This window comes from Natrinema soli (genome assembly GCF_028618695.1).
Map to the genome: position 1 here is coordinate 1022 of NZ_JAQIVI010000108.1, position 3147 is coordinate 4168.

General features: G+C 58.1%; 1 protein-coding gene and 1 pseudogene. One reads left to right on the plus strand and one right to left on the minus strand.

Annotated features, from left to right (window positions below; translation table 11 throughout):
• Window positions 1-876: 876 nt before the first annotated feature.
• Complete coding sequence (locus tag PGX04_RS07665; RefSeq protein WP_273737962.1) at window positions 877-2466, plus strand: outer membrane protein assembly factor BamB family protein; 1590 nt, start codon at window positions 877-879, stop codon at window positions 2464-2466.
• Window positions 2467-2774: 308 nt separating this feature from the next.
• On the opposite strand, the pseudogene PGX04_RS07670 reads toward PGX04_RS07665, so the two are convergent.
• A pseudogene (locus tag PGX04_RS07670) lies at window positions 2775-3147 on the minus strand (mechanosensitive ion channel family protein); the annotation flags it as partial.

Consider the following 3147-nt stretch of genomic DNA (forward strand, 5'->3'; position numbering starts at 1 on the left):
TTTGGCGTGTAAAAATTCGCTTAATATATAGATGTCGTACATATAGGACATGGGGTAAGAATGAAGAGTGATTTCTGAGATGTTATCCTTCGACCTCTCGTTCGCGGCTGTAGCGCACCTACCCCAACGCCATACTTCTATTCACCATGGAGGCACTGCTGATCGACCAAACCACCGCGGTCGATAAAAGATAGTTGTGCCGTAACGGCTGTCTCCTCCTGTTACAACCGGTAGACGGACGGATTTTTGTTGCGGTACAATCGCTGTCGTATCATAGCAGCCGCTCACGTTGACACTGGCCGACCATTGAGGGCCTCCATACTGGGATTTTCAGATCCTCCGTCACCGAACTCCTTGTCTGGGACCGTGTTCCTCTTCTCGATCAGTGTCTTCTCGAGCGGGACGCCAATGCGTGAAGCAGAGATTCACCTATTCGGCTTTCCCAGCTGCCACCGGACACGGCAGCCGGGCTGTCACACCCATGACTCGGCTTCCTTCGTACGTGGACCGTCAATAGAACGTGCTCGGTAGCACGGAATAGCGGTCGGTCTCTTGCGGCCGATGGCTTGGTTCACGCTCTCATGGCATAGCAGTGTTTCCATCGAGTCAACAAAGCAGTTCGTGTGTATATCTGCCCCGAATGGAGAACCTTCGGGCCCCAAGATCAGGCGATAACATGTGAAAAAAGCCTTAGAACCGATTCGAAGGCTCTTCGATGATACTCTCGATCACATCCGGATCGACGTCGAGCACTTACTCAGAGTACTTCCCTCCAGACCTACCTTGTTATGCTCGAAAATGATGAAAATAATACATTCTCAAAGGATATAATCTCCTCAGAAAGTATTTATGCATCTGCCAGAACAAAAGGACAGGATGACCGCATGGAATAGACGATCGGTGCTGGCAGCGGGTGCAGCGTTCACAATGAGTGGGATTGCGTCGACCGTAACGGGATCAGAGGGTGTCGACGCCGCGGAGCTGCCGGATCCGGGCATCGATCCCAACCCCGGGATGGACGAGGACTGGGCATCGTTCGCCGGCGACGCTGGTCACGCCAGATACATCGCGGACGGCCACGAGTTCGACGGTAAGGCGCTCGAGGCCGCCTGGTCGGTCGACCATGACGGCGCTGTCGCCGTTGCGGACGACGTCGTCTACACGACAACCGCGGACGGCGTTGTCGCGCTCGACGCGGCGGACGGCTCTGTCATCTGGGAAAATATCGATGTCGACGCGGACGCCCCCGCGGTAGCCGGCGAGACGGTGTACCTTGACGGCGGCGAGATCGTGGCGCTCAATCGGGAGAACGGCAGCGTCCGATGGAAGAGCGAGCTCGGTCCCGAGGAGTGGACGGGCAGCCACACGGTGGCGTACGACGGCGTTTTCGTCGTCGTCGACAGCACCCTGTACGCGCTCGAGGCCGACGACGGGTCAGTCCGATGGCGAAAAGAATCAGCCGTCGTCGAGTCGAGCGACGGTGACAAACACGAGTCCGGATTTATCACCGGAGCCGCCGCGGCGAACGGCGTCGTCTACGCTGGAACGGAAACAGGAACGTTCGCTTTCGATCCCGCGACCGGAGAGGCCGTCTGGCGGGACAAAACGTGGTCCACAAGTATCACGGGACAGAGTATCTACGCGACGGAGACGGCGGTTCTCCTCGAGAGGTCGGGCCCTGAACTCGCGCTCTACGATGCACAAACCGGCGAGAGGGTGGGTCTGCCCCCAGTGAGGTCCGGACCGACACTCAGCAACGAATCCGTGATCGGCGGAGACGATACCGGGTACGGCAGTCATTCGATCCATGGCGATGAGTACGACTGGACGATCGACGTGACGTACACCTACGGGCAGGCCGTTATCAGCGGCGAGACCGTCTACGTCTACTTTCGGGTGGACGGCCACAACTACGGAGACCGAGATTACGATCAGAAACTTGTCGCGCTCGACAAACGCGACGGGAGCGAGAAGTGGACGCTCTCGAAAGACGACGCACCAGTCGGACGCATTCGTGCGATCAGCGGCGAGACGATCTATGTCGACCACGACGGCGAGCTCGTTGTGCTCCGGGAGCAAACGGACGAGGAAGAAGGTGACGGCGCCGATGATGACGCCGGTGACAACACGGGCGAGGGAGACAACGAGCAGGGTGGATCCGAAGACGAGGATCAGCAGCAGGACGGCGAGGACGACAGCGACACGGGAAAAGACAACAGCGACGACGGCGGATCCAGTGGCGATGACGGAGAGTCTGTCGATACCGATGACGGCGATGTCGGGAACGGAAACGCCGGAAATGAGGATGCTAGAAACGAGACGGACACCGAGAACAACAGTGACGCCGACATCGTGCCCGGCTTCACGGCTGGTGGCGGACTTCTCGGCGGAGCGCTCGGCCTCGAGTGGCTGCGCCGGAAGGCCGGCGTCGACGAATCGACCAGCGTGAACGAATCGTCTGAGTAAGGGTACGCCGAGTCGGCCAAATTTGGGCGAGATCACTGAACAACGTATCGGAATCCTCGCCTTGCCGATTACGTTTCACCGTGTCCGATGCACCCAGCTATTCTGTTCCCTGTCCCCGGAATTTCGTTTACGAAAACACACAAAGTGGCTCTGTTATTGTCCGTGAGCCTAAGACACTCCGTGGCACCGGCAAACGTCTCAACATCAATGGAAAGAACAATATCTCAGAAATCATTCTTCATTTTATCATCAAGTCAGAAAAGTATGTTACCTATGACTGCTAAACGAGCAGTCCGCGGGACGCAGTGTCAGTCGTCAGCGATCGTCTCGATTTTACTGGCGTTCGTGACCTCGATGTTCCCGGAAAGTTCGGTGTTGGGATACGGCATGTCGAGTCCCTCGGCATCGAAGCGCTCCTTGACGGCCTCAACGAACCGTGCGCGGACCGCCCCATAGCTGCTTTCCTCGGGGTTCATCCAGATCCGTCCCGAGAGCACCACAGCCGAGTCGCCCAGTTCCGTGACCGGGGCGGTCGGCTCGGGGTCGTCGAGCACGCCCTCGATGCGCGACCCTTCGTCGATGATCGCATCGCGTGCCTGCTCGATGTCATCCTCGTAGCCGATGCCGAACCCGACCGATACCCGACGCTCGTCGTTCGCTTCGTTGTTTACTAGGGCTGCA